We start from the raw sequence: 17,866 nt of genomic DNA, 5'->3' as shown, positions 1-17,866 counted from the left end.
ATGTATGTTTAACTTCTTTTGTTTTGCAATCTTGCTGTTCTTCGGTAATTCCTGGCCTATGGAGCATCAATATGTATGTACTGAAAAAAGAGACTAATTTTTCTACTTCTTCTCTTCCTTCTATTGAAAGCGGGCGATTCTATTCATCTGTCGTATAATGAGAATGCGTGCGTGTCTTACAAATTAAATAGTCGTCATATCATTCTCTCGTAAAATAAATTAACTAATTAACAAAGTAATTTATTTATTTATTAGTTTGTTATATAAAAAATAGGAACCACCATAGTAGCAGTTCCTGATTATCTCATGTCTATAAAGTTACGTAACTTTCTTCGTACGCTTTGAAATCAAATCTAACGAAATCCCTAAGATACCAACTACTAAAATAATAATCCCAAATAATTTATTACTGCCGAATAATGCATGATAAAACCCAATCCCTGTCATAAAGTACAATGGTGCTGTTAATAGAAATTGTTTCATATGTATACCTCCATTTTCAATTAATTAGTTAAATAATTAATTGGTTAACTAATTAATTATTTATTTATTTGTGATATTCCAAGAAGTCGTAAAAGGATAATAAGTTACATATACTATTTACTGTCTACATTAGAGCGTAGTTTTTAATAACTTGCACTTACTTTTCTTGTTTATATTCTATTCGACATTGTATAGAGAATGTCCTTTATCTATCAGCGAAATGATTACTTTTAAAATCATACAAAATAAATTTTATTTTTTCTTAGCTAAGCCTCAATTTACGTTGTATCGGTTCTTGCTAAAAGTTTGATGTTCTTTCTATTATAAAGAATATTAAATACTCCATTCAAAAAAATCAATTAACTAATTAGTTTTTTAATTTATTAACTGATTAAATTATTAATATACTAATTTATTTATTAGTTAATTAAAAAATCCCCACAGCAGTTGCTGTAGGGATTTTCGTTTATTATTTTGATTCTTTCACAATACGTTTTGGTGCTTTGCCACTGCGAATTGATTCTTCATCAAAGTAAAACGTTACGTTTTCTTCTTCATCAGGAAGATTGAACATATGCGGTAATAATACTTTTTCTAATACAGAGCGTAATGAACGTGCACCTGTTTTCTTCTCGTAAGCAATTTCAGCGATTGCTTTTACTGCTTCGTCTGAGAATTCAATATCAGCACCATCATAGCTTAATAATGAACTGTATTGTTTTAGTAATGCATTTTGTGGTTCTGTTAAAATACGTGTCAATGCATCCACATCTAGTTCTTGTAGTGGTACAACGACTGGTAGACGGCCAAGTAATTCCGGAATCATACCAAATTTGCGTAAGTCCTCAGCCTCTACTTCTAAAATGTAGTGGTTGAAATCTTTTTTCTTTTGTTCAGCTTCTGAAATTTCGTCAAAACCAATGCGACGACCTTCTTCACCCAAACGTTTTTTAATGATTTCTTCAATACCTTCAAATGAACCCCCAACAACGAATAAAATATTTGATGTATCCATTTCAACATTGTTGCCACCTGGGTGTAAGCGGTTGGCATCTAATGGTACTTGAGATTTTGTACCTTCAAGAATTTTTAAAATTTGTTGTTGTACAGATTCACCTGATACATCACGTGTGATTGAAGCTGATTCTGATTTACGACCTAATTTATCAATTTCATCAATATAAATGATTCCACGTTGTGCGCGGTCTAGATCGCCATCTGCTGCTTGTAGTAATTGGCGCAACATAATTTCTGGGTCGCTACCTACATAACCAGCTGCTGTCATACTTGAAGCATCTGCTACAATCATTGGAATGTCAATTAGCTCTGCCACTTTACGTAGTAGATACGTTTTACCTGAACCCGTTGGTCCAACCATTAATACATTTGATTTTTCAATTTCTGGTTGACCTTCTTCACGGTGTGCGTTATGTGCCATACGTTTTAAGTGATTATAAATTGCGACTGCTAATACGCGTTTCGCTTCTTCTTGACCAATAACAAAATCATTTAGGTAATCACGAATAATAGAAGGGCGGACAAAGTTTTCAGCATTTAACATTGATTCATCTGACTCATTAACCTCATTATATTGTACAGGACCTAATCCTAAAATTTCATAAGCTGTTTGAATACAGTCTTCACAAATTGCTACTTTCTCATCTGGACCTTTAATAAAAACGGTACCTTCTAATTCCTGATGACAAATACTACATTGTGTTAATTTTTCGTTCGTCATAATATCCCCCTAGGCGTTGTTGTTCACATACTTTAAACTAGTATGTTTTATTCGTCAATTAACTATGCTTATTGCATAGTTAAATTATACCGCTATCTATTTCAAGCGTACACTAACAAGCTCTAATTATCTTTCATCCACTGAAGCATTTTTTTGTCATTGTCCTTGTTATGTCGTTTAATTTTATGATTCATATAACGTGACAATGTTGTATGGCTCATTCCCATTTCCTCAGCAGCTTTACGAATCGAGTAACCAAGTTCATCGATTTTAGCTCGCATCGTTTCGGGTGTTAATAACATAACCGCAGATTCTTCAATGACTTCATCAAAGTCAAAGGCTTCCTGCTCTGGCTCTGCAACATCTTCAAAAATTGCTTCAATGACTTCTTCAGTGGATTCTTCTATAAGTTTCTCGTCTGAATTAGTTGGCAATGGAATTTGTTTGCGGTTTTCTAATACAACCACATCCGGAGGTAAAATTGTCACGCTTAGCTGGCTCCAATAATTTTTTACCCACCCACGTTTGCCAACACGCGCTTCATCAATCGTTTCACTATAATTCCACGCTTTAATAATTTCATCGCGCTGCAAATCATCTAATACTTCTTCAAATTTATCCCGAAGTTGCACACCATTTAAACGCTCAGGAAAATTCATTTCCTTTAGCAATGTACCAATTTTAAATGGCTGATGTAATGTTCCTCGAACGACACGAATTTTCCATTGACGACTCAAATAACGAGTTAGACGCTTATGCTCCCGCTGTGTAAAATAACTATATTTAAATACTTTTAAGTCGAGCACACCTAATGACGATTTACTGCCATTTAAATATGGTTGTAATAACGATGATGGTTTAATCTCAAGTGCATAAATCCCTTTTGGCTTATTCGTTTTTTTATCAAAGGCAATACGAACATTTCCTACCTCAAACATCCGCTTGAAGTCTTGGAATTTGTATAGCTTCGAATTAATATCACGTGAATTGACGATTTTCAAACGGTCCGGTCCATCATTAAGCGCCACCCATACACTCGTTAGCGCAGCGACCCGACGCATAATATTGAATCGATCTCGTTCTTTAAATTTCATTGTGTCAAGGGCATCATCATTATGTCCATGCTGTAAAAGGAGGGCATCATCACTATGAAATTCAATGAAGCCATCACTTGTATGTTCGCCAGTCATCCACATATATGATACTAAATCAAAAATATCTGCTGTTAATTCATCCAATGAACTAAGTGTATTTTCTACTGCATCAATTAAATAGTCTGTTGGTTCGGTTTCCATTAATGGGGCAGGGCGCAATTCGGCCAAACCATGCAATTGACCTTGATTATCGACAAGCTCCGATTCAAGATGACCTTTCCCATTATCGGCAAAGCCTTTTTTGCTTGTGACGATATTGCGCATCAAATAAAAAGTCGTGCTTGAATCCGTCATCATATAATTTTGATTAACTAGTGGTTTTGAAAAATCGATTTCTACGTCACTCATCATTTGTACAAAAGGTAACATCGTTTGTGTAATCGTATCTTTATAACTTTCAACCGTATCGCGAATTACCTTTTTCGTCATTCGCTTGAAATTGGTTAATTCCACGGTAATTAAATTAAATAATGCGAGGAACGCTTCATTTTTTGGTTGCTGGTGCAAACGTTCATCATCTGATGTCTGGTACGCATCTTGATGCCATAATTCTAATAGCATTGGTGCATCTTCGAATAATTCTTTCGTTTCTTCATACACCGCAATCTTTGTTTGTTCATATGATAATAAGATTGTTTCCGAAATCGTTGCATATTCCATCATGCACCACCTCTTTTCCTATTATTTATTATAACAAAATGCACCATCAAACAAAGCCGTATACAAAAATCTGCACCATTTTTTAAGACATGGTGCATAAATGTCGAAAAATGCGATGGATTTGCACCAAATATGCCGAATGGTGCAAAACTACAGACAAACCTGTGTACTATAATGTGCACCATCTTGATGAAAAAACATAATATGCACCACTTTGTAGACGGGTTTGTCCAACCACCATAAACGCACCACAATTAACAAGAAATAGGAAAAAAATCCCACAAAATAAAATGACCTAATTTTTGTAAAAATGCACCTCAATTAAGCGAAAACACATATTTTTGGTACAAACCCGTGTACAAACTCCAGCCAAACCCGTGTAGTATTTGGCTTAATATGCACCATTGGAACAAACCCGTGTAGTTAAAAAAGCCGTGGTTGTCATATTGTCGATTTTTTGGTGCATTTTTGGTGCACTTTTTTTTGGTGCATTTCCAAACCCGTGTAGTATTTTTTTTTACACCCGGGGGTATTTTTGGTACAAACCCGTGTATAAACATCGATGGATAAAATTCACAAATGTTGTCGCAACAGCTTTTTATACAAATTTAAATGGTGCATTTCTATTTTATATGTGGTGCAATATGAAAAAAAGTGGGACAAACCTGTATAACAAAAAAATTTCAAAAAAATTTCAAACCCTTGTGGCAGTAAGGCTCAAGGGCATTTTCATTTTGGTGCATAATCCTCTAGAGAGAGCACTTTCACGTTTTTCGGATTCTCTATAATAGAGAAAACAATCGGAGGAGGTGTATCTCAACATGCTAAATGCGTTCTATGACACTCTATTACATGATGGAATTGCGACATATCGCTATCAATTTTCACATGCACCAGAACAAAAGCGTCTACAAATGGAACATTTGGAACGAAACACACGTAAAGGTGTGCTTTTTGCGGTGCGAAATAAAAAAGATTTCTCACAATATGGTGTAAAAGGTTATATTATCAATTCAAAAGAGCGTTTATTAGACGATGTTGCCGGTTTAAGCCACTTTACACCGAATGTTTACCGTTTTGGTGCATATACAGATTCAAAACGCACCATTGTACACGGGTTCGTCGAAACGAATTTGCAACAAATCAATGCTTTTGTTGTCGACATTGATACAAAGGCTTTTTCGGTGCAAGATATTTTACTCACATGCCTTGATGAATCCATTGGTGCACCAACGGCCATTATTGCCTCGCCGCGCGGTTATCAAGTGTACTTTGTATTAGCAGAACCACTTTATATTTCAAACAAACATGATTTCCAAGGCTTAAAAGTAGCCAAACGAATTGCAGCTAATCTAAAAAAGAGCTTACACAGCGTCAAAGCCGATCTTTATTGCAATGACTTTGGTTTTTTCCGTGCACCAACGGAAAAAAATATGGTGTGGGTGCAACTTGATCAAACATACAGCATCAAACAATGCATTGATTGGTCAATGCGTCAAAATGAAGATGCACCACTTTATGCACCTCAGCCAAAACCGTCTACAAACAACTTGATGCAAACAGATTGGTTCCATGCCCTTATTAACTCAACGTATATTAAGGGGGCAAAAGGGCAAATCGGTCGTAACAATACATTGTTTACGCTAGCGCTTATTTGTTATAGCGAAGGGAAATCTACAGACGAGGCGTTTGACATCATCGATGAATTCAATGCGAATTTGCACCAACCTTTGGCTAAAAATGAGCTTACAGCTGTGATGCGTTCTGCTTATTCAGGGCGCTATCAAGGTGCTTCAAAACAATACATTCAGGAATTATTGGCGCTTTACGTCCCAAATCAGCACTTTGAACTGCCTTCAGGAGGCTGGTACAAATTCAAAAAAGAACGTCATGAACGTAGTCGAAGTCATTATACGGAATGGGAAACGGACATCATTGCCTACTTAAATGCACAAAAATGCACCAACGGTCCGTTTATTTGGCATTCTCAAAAACAATTATGCGAAGCACTCAATATGCCACAAAGCTCATTGAATGAAGTCATAAAAAAATCGCACCAATTAGTATTGGTGCGAAAAGGAAAAGGTCGTGGTGCAAAAACTGGTTGGACAACTGTTACACGCTATGTAAATTATATACGAACGCATGCACAAAAACTTTTTGCGAAAAAAAGTGCTATGCGTATTTCATTATGGGCACTTATTGCTGAAACAAATTTTATCCCGTCAAAAGCTTGCACAAAACTCATTGAAACACTCTATCAACTTGCACCATACAAATTACCAAAGCTTGTGGGTAACTCTGGCTAATTAATACTCCACTGTGCCAATACATATTTCTAGTAATATAAAAAAGACTCCTCTGGTTAGAGAGAAGTCTTTAGCTAACTATTTAGTTTAAATTATTTTTATAGGCTTCTAGTTCTTTTTGGAATTGTTGTTCATCCATTTCAAGAAGTTTATCTACTGCAAAATCAATAACTTCTAATAATTTCATGTCATGTTGTGCTGCATTGATTTTAAAGAATTGATGTGCCTTAGCAGACATCAGAGTTGTTTTACGTTCAACTTTTTCTTTCTTTTTTGGTTCAACATGAATTTCATCTTTCATTAATGCAAGGCCACGAGCTTTTGGCTCAGAGAAAGCAGCTTGATGAGGATTTTCACCTTCTGCACTAAATTTACTGTTCAGTGCATCGTTTTCTAATAAGTTTTTGCGTCCCATAATGTGAGACCTCCTATATATTCTTTAATTCTTTTAATTGTGCAAGAGAACCTTTGGATTCAGTCCATTGAACAATACGTTGGATAACAAAACGTTTTTTAGCTGTTTCAATATCTTTGAAAACATCGCGTAAAGCGCTCGTTAATTGATTCGCTGTAAATTCAAGGCTTTCTAAAACATCATCACGATAGAAAACAGCTTTATTAAAAGCTTCGATTAGTGTATTGTACTCTGAATGGTTTAAATCATCGCTAGCAAGCTCTAATAGCTGTTCTAAGCGAATTTTAGGTGTATTAGCTGGTAATTTACCAACACGGATTAAAATCTCTTGTGCAAGCGAATCATACATCGCAAACGTATTTTTATCATGTTGATCAAACTTACCTGGGTTTGGTGGAACTAAATCATACCGTTTCACACGTTCACGTTCATAAATACGTGAATAGAAAATATTATCTCCATATGTTTGAAGTGCCGAAGAAATAACTGTGTAATCAACATTACTACGTTTATTTTCAAGATACATTAAAATACCAAGCAGCTGTGCACCATCATAGCCGTATTTCGAATTATGAGCGCTCTCAGCCGTTTTATTTGATTCTTTAAGGAAACTGCTCATTTGACGGTAACTTTTCGCTTGCGTCATCATAACACCGATATAATAGTCACTTGCTACAATAGCATTAATATTTTGGATATTTGAAGTAGGTGGTACATCATACAAAATAAAATCATAATTTGCTTCTACTTGTTGAATAACTAAATCTAAATAAAGTCCCGATTCAAATTCACCAAATACGCCTTTATTAAATAATAATAAATCCAGCCCGCTTAATTCTTCCCCTGAAGGAATCAAATCTAAATTTTCATCTAACTTCACAACAGCATCAGCAGCGGTCTCAGGAGACTTAATGGCTTCAAAAACAGATGTATGATTGGCTAGCTCATGCTGCACATTAAATGTACGTACTAAAAAGTCAGTTGAGTCTGCTTGCGCATCGAAGTCGACAACGAGTACGCGTTGATTAAAATGTTTTGCTAAAGAAATCGCAAGGAGACAAGTCGTGGTCGTTTTGCCAACGCCACCTTTACTGTTACCTAGCGTAATTTTAATTGCCACAAATTCCACACTCCCTTAATTCTTACAATACATATAGTATAGCAAAAAAAACACTAAATTAATATGTTAGTTTTTTAAATGATTAAGCTATTAAACTATTAATAAATTAACTAATTAATTTAAAAAACTAAAATTTCTCATAAAAATTCAAAATTTAACCTATTTTTAACCTTTAAGAACTATATTTATAAGGACAATTAACTTAGGAGGTTACAAAATGAAAAAAATCATGCTATCAACAATGGTGGCTGCAGTAGGACTAACGCTTGTTGCACCAACTGCTAGTGAAGCAGCATCAAAGGAAAAATTAAATAAAAAGAATGTGCTAGTGGATAAAAGCACAGGGAAAGCAGTAAAAGGGTTTAAAGTATATAAAGGAAAGCTTTATAAAAATGGTAAACTAAACAAAGGCTATGCTGTTGTGGGATCGGGCGCTAGCATGAAGCTTTACTACAATGCTAAATTGAAAAAAGGATTGAAAACAGCAAAGCATAAACAGTATTTATTTGAGAACGGTAGACTGACAAAAAAATTAGTGGAATTTAAAAGTTTATTCTATTATAAAGGGCAACTTGCGAACGAAACGATTGATGGTGTTACGTATACGTATGGAAAGAATACATCTGGTTCTCTAGCAGAGCAGTTCGTAGAAAATGTACAAATGGCTTTAGCAACAAATGGGGATACAGCCGCAATTATTACAGCATATTTAGAAGAAAATAAACAAGATACATCAGCTTATCATAGCTTAAAATATGCAGAGAATGTAAATGCGATTTTACCAAGCTTCTTAAAAACAGGCAGTGCAGAGGAGATTGTTGCTTCATTTAATGCAGTGGTAGCTGAAGCAAAAAAAGCTGAAGCAGAGATTGTGAAGGTAGATAAGCAATCAAAAGAATTATTAGCACAATATCAGCAACTGCAAAAAACTTGGGGGAATGATGAAGCAGGTAAAGCACAGCATATTGCCTTCTTAAAAGTGATGCAAACAGAAATGGCAGCGGTCTATATGGAAATGAATAATTTACCAGATACGACGAAATGGATTTTAACGAGCGAAGAAGTTGGTTTGAAATATGATCAAGTACTACGCGATACATGGCTACAAAGTTTAATTAAAATTGCAGATTTACAAGGCTTATCAGAATATATTGGCTATGGGAAGTTTGCAACACCTGAGCAAGTAACGGTGCAAAATAAAGAACAAGCGAAAGCTTTCTTAGCAGTTATTAAGAGTTATACAGGAATTGAAAAACAACTTCTAAGTGCGGGTGTAGTTGAGCGAGCAGGTGTTGATTTAGATACCTATGTTCAGCAGTTTGAAACAACAATTGTAGCATTAGAAAAATAATATACAGGAAATTGACTAGGACGAAAAATCGGAACCGCGCGACAGCGCGATTCCGATTTTTATTATGCTCCTAGAAGGGGTCATTTTTACACGTATGGATTACTCTCTTTTTTAGTTGGTCTATATATCTTTTAATTTCTTTGAATAAATATTATGAAAGTCACATATTTTTGTTTATTTATGGGTAAATAGTTAAAGTGTTAGATAATTCAAAGGTAGGTGATTTGTAATGAATGTACGAAAGAAATTAAATATGTCCTTCTCTGTAATTATTGGATTAATGATTGCGTCAGTCATTATTACACTAATTAACTTAGCATCTATTCGTGAACAATCAGAACTTGCTCTAGGTAGCCGTGTTCAACAGTTACAATTAGCAGAGAAAGTGCAAAAGGGCATATTCCAACAAGGATTGTATGCACGAGCAGTTATTTTAAATAATAATGAAAAGACAATGCAGGAATTAAAAGACAGTGCGAAGATTTTAGATGAAGATATTTTAGAAATTAAGGGCTTATTAATTTCTAAAGAGATGAAAGAATCATGGGCGAAAATGAATGAAAGTAATGATTTATTTAATGGACAGCTCGAAGAATTTATTAAAGCTGTCGAAAATGATAATTTAAAAGAAGCTAGTCGTATCGTTAATGAAAAATTAACGATAACAAATGGTGCTATTTTGACAGAAGCGAAAACGATGATTGATTATCAAAATAAAAAATTAGGGGAAGCGCGAGCGGCAACAAATGATGCTATTGCATTTACAAAAATGATAGCAATTATTAGTGTTGTCGTCAGTATTCTTATTGGGATTTTCCTTATGATGATGATTAAGCGTACGATTACAAGGCCACTTCAACAAGTAACAAAAGCTGTCGAAATTGTATCAAACGGAGATTTATCCCAAGAAGATATCAATCACAAATCAAAGGATGAAATTGGTATTTTAACAACGGGTGTAAATACGATGAAAGAAAATCTGCGTCGACTCATTCAAAATATTCAAAGTAATGCAGAGCATTTATCTGCAGCAGCGGAAGAATTATCTGCTAGCACGGAAGAAGTAACTGCGACAAATGAAAACATTTCATCACAAGTAGCAACTACTTCAAAGGTAACGGAGGGTTCAACAAAAGCGGCAAATGAAAGTGCCATCGCAACAGATGAAACAGCGCAGGGAGTTCACCGAATTGCAGAAGCTGTCCAAACGTTAAATCATGCATCAACAAATGCGAGAGGGATTTCAACAAATGGGGTATCTATTTTAGGACAAGCAAAATCACAAATGGATATCATTAGCAATTCAACAAGTTTAGTAAATCAGCTTGTGGATAAACTAGCTAAGCAAACCGAAGAGATTGAAAAAATCACAGGTGTTATTACAGATATTACAGATCAAACAAATTTACTAGCACTGAATGCCTCGATTGAAGCAGCGCGTGCAGGTGAACATGGTAAGGGATTTGCGGTTGTAGCAGAAGAGGTAAGTAAATTAGCTGATCAATCGAAGGAATCGGCAAATTTGATTGTTGCATTGACACAGGAAATTAAAGCAGATACGAAAAATGTTGAAAAAGCTGTTGAGAATTCACTTGTTTCGGTACAAGATGGTGTACAAATTATTGTAGATGCGGGGACATCATTTGCAACAATTTCAGAGGCTATTAATACGATGACTTCACAAATCGAAGATGTATCGGCAACGGCAGAACAATTATCTGCTGGTGCTGAACAAGTATCTGCTTCTGTTAAGGAGATTTCTTCAGGCACACAACAGACTGCTGGTAGTATTGAGGTCATTGTGAATGCGATGGGCGAGCAAATTTCAACAATGGTTCAAGTGAGTGAAGTGGCACAAGATTTAAGCTTAAGTGCACAGCGTCTAAATGAGGAAATTAGTAGCTTTAAAGTATAATAATGATGTTGAAATTAGGGTATTAGTCGGTTGATTATCATGAAAGTAGATATGGCTGGATTGATTGTACAGAATATACAAAATGCAGTTGATTTTTATTTGTAACGCAATTAAAAGAAGAGATTGACCAATTGTGCCAGGTGATAAAGGAGCCATGGGAAGCTCTTTGAGGTCAGAATTATGCATTAGTTCGTAATGCAGATTAAAATATTATTAGTCTTTTTTACAATGTTTGACGCGTTTTATAAAACATGCTACGTTTTAGTGTAGCGACAGTAGAGAAAAGAGCCGCTTTTAGGGGGGCTCTTTTTTTGGGAGGAATAACTATGTGGACGAAGGAAAGTGTCTTTAAAGAAATTAAAAAAATTATGCTAGAGGATTATGCTGGGAATTCAGCAGTAGTGCAAACATCAATACCGAAAGTAACGAATCAAATGAGTGATGAGGCGTTTGTTCGAGTGGTAGAAGATTATTTGGCAACGTTTAAAGATGAGCATCTTTATTTGAGCGTTAAAAATAGTGTGCGACCGAATATTGGTTTTCGTGTACGTCATCATGAGGATGTACTCTATATAATAGAAGCTTCTCAAGAAACACGCTTACATACAGGTGATAAAATTATCGCAATTGATGGTCTTTCTATTGAAGAGCTATCTAAAAAATATGCCTTACAGCTACTACATGATAAAGTAGAACGCCAAAAATGGAATAACGTTTTAATGCGCGCGCGAACAATTACCGTTGAACAACGTGGCGTGGCAATGGAAATGGTGTTGACGACTTATGCTAGACAACGCTATCAACCAACGTATGCAGCGAAGGCATTAACGAGGGAAACATTTTATATGAAATTTACCGATTTTGCACAGGAATATGGCGTGCGTGAAATACTAAAGACATATGAGCAGGAAATCGCTGCCGCGAAGCACTTGATTATTGATGTACGTGAAAATTATGGCGGTAATGATGCATTTTATTTCCCATTACTAGATTTAGTTTTTGACCGCGATTATACCGCAAAAGAATTGCAGGGCAAGGATACGATGTTTACCAATTATACTGCACGTAATTGTGCGCTGATGATGGCACTGCTTGAAGATTATATAGAGCCAGGGATGAATCAGGAAATTGAACGAATGCTTGACCGTGAAATGTTTTTATTGGAACAGCATCGTGGTCAGGGCATGATAGAAGTGGAAGAAGAATTGGATTTTACGGTAGAAGGAAAAGCAACGCCGCCAGCAATTTATATTTTAACGGATTATTACTGTGGCAGCTCAGGGGAAACGTTTGTGGCATACGCAAAAAAATCGCCAAAAGTAACCATTGTAGGACGACCAACAATGGGAATTATGGCGACATGTAATGTTTTGACCGTTGATTTTGGTGATGTTTCTTTAAATTATAGTATGTCAAAAATCAATGAGGATAGTGAGCTGGCTTCAAAGGATGGCATTCAGCCACATATTTATGTGCCATGGACACCCGCACATTTAACAAAGGATGTTGATATGGAGATTGTACGAGCATTAATTGCTGAGTTATAAGCTTTGAAATAGAACTTGCCAAATCAACATGATAATGACGACGGTAATAATAATGGGCAATAAGCGTTTGATTGCCGGCTGGGCAAAAGAAACATGCCTTAATGTGGCATCATGTAACGCAAGCTCTTTATAAGTTACGTCATGAAATTGGACGTCTTGTAATAAGGCTTCATGGAAAGTTGCATCATCAAATTGACAATTTTTGAATTGGACTTGCTCAAAATAGGCATAATCAAATGAAGCACCTGAAAAATTAATGTGCTCAAATGTAATGTTTTTTAGCGTGGCATATTGAAACTGTGCATTTGAAAAGTCAGCATCCGAAAAATGCATCCCTTCATAATGTGTATGCTGGAAATTCTGTTCGATAAAGTCGATTGCTGATACACGTAGAGTCATCTGCAACACCCTTTCTTAAAAAAGCCGAAATCGTAGGATATACGATTTCGGCTTTTCTTTATGAAATTGCGGCAATGATTTCTTTAATCTGTGCTAAATGGCGTTGCTCATGGTAGCCAATAAAATCAGGCCATTGTGCAAGTGAAAGTGCGCCAAATGCATCGTTTTTAGCGACAACATGCTCTAAATCTGCATCGTTAGCATGGGCAAAGGCATTGTTTAAGGATTCTCGACTTTTTTCTAAATGATGCAGTACTTCTTCTAATGAATAGGTTTCTTGCTTTGGCTGCCATTTTTCAGGCGCACTGAATTTCTGTGTGCGATCGGTTGTTAAATGAATGGGTTTTTGACGGACCTCTTCGATGAATTCACGCTTTAAAATGGCGTCCTTTAATACAGTACTGACATCTTCCTCCATTAAAGCTAAATGTTCAACGACTTGTAGGACTGTCCAGGAATCCTTATCCATAGCAGTATTTAAGGAATCAATCGGTAACTGCGTGATATAATCAATGAGTTCTTGACGGGCTTCTGTTAAAATTGACAAAAAATCAGCTCCTTTATAGAGTATATTCCCGATTTTTAGAAAGAATAAAAGCGTTATTATTATTTGAATGAGATAAAAGAAGACTTGAAAATTCAAGCCTACCATACGAATTGTGTATTATTTCTATTTTTGTTATAGTACACAAAGAAAAATTTTTATGAATTTTTAATTATACTAATATATAATTAAGAAAATCTGTTTCAATCGTTTATTTTCTTTTAAAATACTAATTTAAGTACTCTATGTCTCTATTTTCTTTTTAAAAAGTGAATATTCTGTTAATTTTGCGAAAACGATTTATATTAGCTAGAAAATCAGAGTTTTCTAGTTCGTTATTTTTATATTTTTCATAAGGTTTTATTTTCCATTTAAGGAAAAAGTGATTAGAAAAACTTGTTGCTTTTGCATAACAGTGCACATACAATAGGTTTACGGAACATTACTAAAACAGAAAATTTTATCATCTAAGTAGAATTTTCAGCATTGAAGGGGGTTTTATAAATGGCTAATCAAATGGATATTTCTGTTGAACAACAGCCGAAAACAACGGTTGGGGAGCCGGTGTTAGCGAATGAAAAAGAGAAGGAACGCCAGGTGTATAGAGAAATTGCGCAAATGGATTCTTTTAAGTTATTAGTTAAAAAGAAAAAGAAATTCTTATTCTCAACAACTATTTTATTTTTAATTGCCTATATTATGCTACCTGTTTTAACATCTTTCACATCTGTATTAGAACATCGAGTAATCGGAAAAATCACATGGGTTTGGGTGTATTCACTGTCACTATTTGTGATGACGATTGTGTTATGTGAGGTGTACAAATACCGCGCAGGTAAGTTTGATAAAGAGGTAGAAAAAATTATGAAAGAGTATGGAGACAGCAAGTAGTTTCATACATCAAGGGGGATTTGGCTTATGAGCATTGTAACGATTAGTTTCTTCTTAGGCATTGTTGGATTGACATTATTTGTGACCTATCTTGCGGCAAAGAAAACGTCTTCAGCAAGCGATTTCTATACGGCTGGCGGAGGGTTAAAGGGCTGGCAAAATGGTTTAGCCATTTCAGGGGATTACTTATCGGCGGCCGCATTTTTAGGGGTATCGGGTGCCATCGCATTATCGGGATTTGACGGATTTTTCTTCTCTGTAGGGTATGTAGTAGCGAATTTAGTAGTACTATACATTATTGCAGAGCCGCTTCGTAACTTAGGCCGTTACACCTTAGCGGATATGATCACTGCTCGCTTTAACGAAAAACGTGTTCGTGCTGCCGCGGCACTGAGCACCATTACCATCGTTATTTTATATATGATTGCACAGCTTGTAGGTGCTGGGGCATTGATTCAATTATTATTCGGTATCGACTACTGGATTGCTGTGTTAATCGTTGGTATCATGATGACGATTTATGTATTATTCGGTGGCATGGGCGCGACGAGCTGGGTACAAATTATTAAAGCTTGCTTATTACTTTTCGGTACAGGCTTAATGTCATTCTTAGTACTACGCCACTTTGACTACAGTATTATTAACATGTTCGATAAGGTTTCACAGGCAACAGAGCATGGCGATAATTTCTTGAATTCAGGTGTAAAGTATACGAATGGTTTTGATTCAATTTCGATGTTAATTGCTTTAGTACTTGGTACAGGTGGTCTTCCGCACATCTTAATGCGCTTCTTCACTGTAAAAGATGCGCGTACAGCACGTACATCAATTTCTTGGACAACTTGGATTACAAGTATTTTCTTCACATTAACAATTTTCTTAGGCTTTGGTGCTGCCGCATTCGTTGGTGTAAAAGATATTATGGCAGCCAACGCTGCAGGGAACTTAGCTGCACCGCTACTAGCCGAATACTTAGGTGGCAATGTGCTATTATCATTCATTTGTGCAGTAGCATTCGCAACGATTTTAGCTGTTGTATCGGGTTTAGTATTAACAGGCGCATCGGCTATTTCACATGATTTATACGGTGAAATTTTGAAAAAAGGCCAATTAACAGAGAAACAACAAATGCTTGCGGCACGTGTTGGTTCCATTGTATTAGCTGCTTGCTCTATTTTATTAGCATTAGGCGCGCAGTCATTAAATGTGTCATTCTTAGTGTCATTTGCATTTTGTATTGCAGCATCTGCAAATTTACCGGTTATTTTGTACACAATCTACTGGAAGCGATTCACATCGACCGGGGCGATTGCTGCAACAATAACGGGCTTAGTCAGCTGTCTTGTACTTGGCGCACTGAGTCCGAATGTATGGAACCTAGAAGGAACAGCCATCTTCGTTGGAGAAGCATTATTCCCATTAACGAATCCGGCGATTATTACTGTACCACTTGGCTTCCTTGCAGGCTATATAGGCTCGATGCTTTCGAAGAAGGAAGAAAATGATGATGTCTTTGACGAAATTACGGTAAAGGCTAATACAGGTATGGGTGTTTCAGATATTTCGCATTAACATAAAAAAAGAGGTTTTGACATCCGTGTAGAAATCACCTCTCATATGAACATAAGAAAAACCGGAATCGCGCGGTGGCGCGGTTCCGGTTTTTCATTGCGAACGCTAAAAAAGGAAAATGACGTGTTTTGTCCCAGTCTCTTTTTGTTTATAGAAATAAAGGGATAATATAAATTGCTATGAAGAAAAGGCACAGCATGATAGAGAGATTGACCGATAAAATATAACGACGATCCTCGCGCGCATAGCGGTATTCGAAATAGAAATCAATGGCCACGAAGGTACTATAGGCTATTAAATAAACGAAGATATTTTTTTCGGCACTAAATGCTGTATAGAAGCTTGTAAATAGACAAAGGGCAACAAGTATCCAGGATTGTTTTTTGCTAACGGCTTTTTGGTTTCTTTTCACGATACCAAATCGTTTTGACACGATTCGATTGGCTACAAATAATAGAAGGAAAAAAAGACCAAGCAGTATGAAGATATATTCAAAAGGCATATGCGTATCAATAAATTCATCTAATGATTTTGGCGATACGCCGGCGAATGTTTCATGCGTGTGCACATCATAAAGGAGGTAGTGCGCATCATCTTCACTGTAGAGGCGAAGTGAACGCTCTTTACCCGTATCATACGCTACAGTAATATCCGCATAAAGTGTCTCTTCATCGATTTTGTCATCTGTTTTTTGTGCATGTGATAATAGCATCTGCATCATCGCTATTTTTTCTTTATTTAGCACAATCGGTGTTCCTAGTGAAAATAACGATGTACTGACGAAAAAGTCTTCTTCCGGCTCCGAATTGATATGGAATGATTTAATCGGTGCCGCAAGAGGAGAGGTCGCAGTAGATGCCGGCTGTGTAGCAGGAAACATGATGAGCACACTCAGAAGCAGCATCATGATAGTCGTGGCAACCATTGTCATGACATACGGCCAAGCCATTTTTTTCGGCGTAGGCTCATTGATTTTTTGCATGATGCGCTCTTGCATCGCCGGTGTAAATCGTTTTTCAACGGGCCCCATTTCACGATCAAGCTGTTGTTTAAAATTCTTCATTCATTAACACCTCCCAGTCATTATCCTTTAGCTGTGCTTTTAGCTGATTGCGCCCACGAATTAAGCGCGTTTTAATTGTATTTTTCGAGCATTGTAAGAGCGCTGCGATATCCGTTGTATTCATTTCCTCATAATAGTAGAGAATGAGGACTTCACGATATTTTAATGGAATTCGGTGGAGTGCTTGCAAAAGTTCTTGCTGCTCCTCTTCGCGCTCGAGTAGGCGTTCACTAGAGGCAGTCACTTTTTCCGGAGGCTCTTCAAAGGAAAGCCAGCCCCAGCGTTTCTTTTTCCGTAAATAATCTTTACTTTTATTTGCAGTAATTTTTAATAAATATGTTTTGAGTGAACTGTCCCCGCGAAAAGCCTCATGCTGATTGACATAGGCTAGAAAAACATCTTGCACGACTTCCTCTGCAGCATTCCAGTCCTTCGTATAAAGATAAGCAAAGCGTATACACGCTTCGCCGTATGTAGTCATAATTTCACGTAATTGCATCGTGTAGCCTCCTTTCTTATAGGGTGTTACTTAATTGTCGCAAAAAAAGCGGAAACGGGTTCAAATTTTTATAAAAAAGATTTAGAAATTGGACGAGGGCCCCTAGAATCATCTAGGAGCCCTCTTTTTATTGCTAATTTTCTAAGTTGTATCGATCCCATCGTCGGGAGAATTTATTTAAAAAAATTATAGACCGCGGTAATTTT

Annotated in this window: 15 protein-coding genes; 6 read left to right on the top strand and 9 right to left on the bottom strand. The window is 36.3% G+C overall.

The window, feature by feature from the left end; genetic code table 11:
• Positions 1-318: 318 nt before the first annotated feature.
• From QI30_RS20330 to QI30_RS04480, 3 genes are all read right to left on the bottom strand, one after another.
• The gene (locus QI30_RS20330) at positions 319-483 is read right to left on the bottom strand and encodes a hypothetical protein (protein ID WP_158620964.1); all 165 of its coding nucleotides are present in this window, start codon (positions 481-483) and stop codon (positions 319-321) included.
• Between the two features lie 469 nt (positions 484-952).
• Positions 953-2,221: an ATP-dependent Clp protease ATP-binding subunit ClpX gene (gene clpX, locus QI30_RS04485; protein WP_126989758.1), complete on the bottom strand. Its 1,269-nt coding sequence runs from the start codon at positions 2,219-2,221 to the stop codon at positions 953-955.
• Between the two features lie 122 nt (positions 2,222-2,343).
• Positions 2,344-4,038, bottom strand: coding sequence for a hypothetical protein (locus tag QI30_RS04480; RefSeq protein ID WP_126989757.1), 1,695 nt, complete (start codon positions 4,036-4,038; stop codon positions 2,344-2,346).
• An 818-nt stretch (positions 4,039-4,856) separates the two neighbouring features.
• Here QI30_RS04480 and QI30_RS04475 point away from each other — a divergent pair.
• The gene (locus QI30_RS04475; RefSeq protein WP_126989756.1) at positions 4,857-6,344 is read left to right on the top strand and encodes a primase C-terminal domain-containing protein; all 1,488 of its coding nucleotides are present in this window, start codon (positions 4,857-4,859) and stop codon (positions 6,342-6,344) included.
• 82 nt (positions 6,345-6,426) lie between these two features.
• Here QI30_RS04475 and QI30_RS04470 read toward each other — a convergent pair whose 3' ends face one another.
• Together QI30_RS04470 and QI30_RS04465 are read right to left on the bottom strand one after the other, a co-directional pair.
• Positions 6,427-6,759, bottom strand: coding sequence for a hypothetical protein (locus QI30_RS04470; RefSeq protein WP_126989755.1), 333 nt, complete (start codon positions 6,757-6,759; stop codon positions 6,427-6,429).
• Positions 6,760-6,772: 13 nt separating this feature from the next.
• Positions 6,773-7,879, bottom strand: a complete 1,107-nt coding sequence (locus tag QI30_RS04465; protein ID WP_158620963.1) for a ParA family protein — start codon at positions 7,877-7,879, stop codon at positions 6,773-6,775.
• 217 nt (positions 7,880-8,096) lie between these two features.
• On the opposite strand from QI30_RS04465, the gene QI30_RS04460 reads away from it, so the two are divergent.
• From QI30_RS04460 to QI30_RS04450, 3 genes are all read left to right on the top strand, one after another.
• The gene (locus tag QI30_RS04460; protein WP_126989753.1) at positions 8,097-9,230 is read left to right on the top strand and encodes a hypothetical protein; all 1,134 of its coding nucleotides are present in this window, start codon (positions 8,097-8,099) and stop codon (positions 9,228-9,230) included.
• 229 nt (positions 9,231-9,459) lie between these two features.
• The gene (locus tag QI30_RS04455) at positions 9,460-11,145 is read left to right on the top strand and encodes a methyl-accepting chemotaxis protein (RefSeq protein WP_126989752.1); all 1,686 of its coding nucleotides are present in this window, start codon (positions 9,460-9,462) and stop codon (positions 11,143-11,145) included.
• Between the two features lie 326 nt (positions 11,146-11,471).
• Positions 11,472-12,692, top strand: a complete 1,221-nt coding sequence (locus QI30_RS04450) for a S41 family peptidase (RefSeq protein WP_158620962.1) — start codon at positions 11,472-11,474, stop codon at positions 12,690-12,692.
• On the opposite strand, the gene QI30_RS04445 is transcribed toward QI30_RS04450, so the two are convergent.
• On the bottom strand, positions 12,687-13,091 hold the full coding sequence (locus QI30_RS04445) for a pentapeptide repeat-containing protein (RefSeq protein WP_126989750.1): 405 nt from the start codon (positions 13,089-13,091) through the stop codon (positions 12,687-12,689). The genes QI30_RS04450 and QI30_RS04445 overlap by 6 nt on opposite strands.
• A gap of 58 nt (positions 13,092-13,149) precedes the next feature.
• Positions 13,150-13,638, bottom strand: a complete 489-nt coding sequence (locus QI30_RS04440; RefSeq protein ID WP_158620961.1) for a DinB family protein — start codon at positions 13,636-13,638, stop codon at positions 13,150-13,152.
• 501 nt (positions 13,639-14,139) lie between these two features.
• On the opposite strand from QI30_RS04440, the gene QI30_RS04435 reads away from it, so the two are divergent.
• The gene (locus QI30_RS04435; RefSeq protein ID WP_126989748.1) at positions 14,140-14,526 is read left to right on the top strand and encodes a DUF485 domain-containing protein; all 387 of its coding nucleotides are present in this window, start codon (positions 14,140-14,142) and stop codon (positions 14,524-14,526) included.
• A gap of 27 nt (positions 14,527-14,553) precedes the next feature.
• Positions 14,554-16,098: a solute symporter family protein gene (locus tag QI30_RS04430; RefSeq protein ID WP_126989747.1), complete on the top strand. Its 1,545-nt coding sequence runs from the start codon at positions 14,554-14,556 to the stop codon at positions 16,096-16,098.
• A 148-nt stretch (positions 16,099-16,246) separates the two neighbouring features.
• On the opposite strand, the gene QI30_RS04425 is transcribed toward QI30_RS04430, so the two are convergent.
• Together QI30_RS04425 and QI30_RS04420 are read right to left on the bottom strand one after the other, a co-directional pair.
• The gene (locus QI30_RS04425) at positions 16,247-17,161 is read right to left on the bottom strand and encodes a DUF4181 domain-containing protein (RefSeq protein WP_126989746.1); all 915 of its coding nucleotides are present in this window, start codon (positions 17,159-17,161) and stop codon (positions 16,247-16,249) included.
• Entirely contained in the window at positions 17,148-17,660 is a 513-nt protein-coding gene (locus QI30_RS04420; protein ID WP_126989745.1) for an RNA polymerase sigma factor, read from the bottom strand. Before QI30_RS04420 ends, QI30_RS04425 begins: the two co-directional genes overlap by 14 nt.
• Positions 17,661-17,866 lie beyond the last annotated feature (206 nt).

This window comes from Candidatus Kurthia intestinigallinarum, assembly GCF_003991225.1.
Classification (GTDB): Bacteria; Bacillota; Bacilli; order Bacillales_A; family Planococcaceae; genus Kurthia; species Kurthia populi.
Note: the sequence above shows the minus strand (reverse complement) of the source record. Positions and strands in the feature narration are given on the sequence as shown.

Bases quoted from the DNA above. Each gene is read 5' to 3' on its own strand.
- QI30_RS04470 (WP_126989755.1), bottom strand. From the start codon at position 6,759: ATGGGACGCAAAAACTTATTAGAAAACGATGCACTGAACAGTAAATTT.
- QI30_RS04475 (WP_126989756.1), top strand. From the start codon at position 4,857: ATGCTAAATGCGTTCTATGACACTCTATTACATGATGGAATTGCGACA.
- clpX (WP_126989758.1), bottom strand. From the start codon at position 2,221: ATGACGAACGAAAAATTAACACAATGTAGTATTTGTCATCAGGAATTA.
- QI30_RS04435 (WP_126989748.1), top strand. From the start codon at position 14,140: ATGGCTAATCAAATGGATATTTCTGTTGAACAACAGCCGAAAACAACG.
- QI30_RS04430 (WP_126989747.1), top strand. From the start codon at position 14,554: ATGAGCATTGTAACGATTAGTTTCTTCTTAGGCATTGTTGGATTGACA.
- QI30_RS04445 (WP_126989750.1), bottom strand. From the start codon at position 13,091: ATGACTCTACGTGTATCAGCAATCGACTTTATCGAACAGAATTTCCAG.
- QI30_RS04480 (WP_126989757.1), bottom strand. From the start codon at position 4,038: ATGATGGAATATGCAACGATTTCGGAAACAATCTTATTATCATATGAA.
- QI30_RS04460 (WP_126989753.1), top strand. From the start codon at position 8,097: ATGAAAAAAATCATGCTATCAACAATGGTGGCTGCAGTAGGACTAACG.
- QI30_RS04450 (WP_158620962.1), top strand. From the start codon at position 11,472: ATGTGGACGAAGGAAAGTGTCTTTAAAGAAATTAAAAAAATTATGCTA.
- QI30_RS04455 (WP_126989752.1), top strand. From the start codon at position 9,460: ATGAATGTACGAAAGAAATTAAATATGTCCTTCTCTGTAATTATTGGA.
- QI30_RS04420 (WP_126989745.1), bottom strand. From the start codon at position 17,660: ATGCAATTACGTGAAATTATGACTACATACGGCGAAGCGTGTATACGC.
- QI30_RS04425 (WP_126989746.1), bottom strand. From the start codon at position 17,161: ATGAAGAATTTTAAACAACAGCTTGATCGTGAAATGGGGCCCGTTGAA.
- QI30_RS20330 (WP_158620964.1), bottom strand. From the start codon at position 483: ATGAAACAATTTCTATTAACAGCACCATTGTACTTTATGACAGGGATT.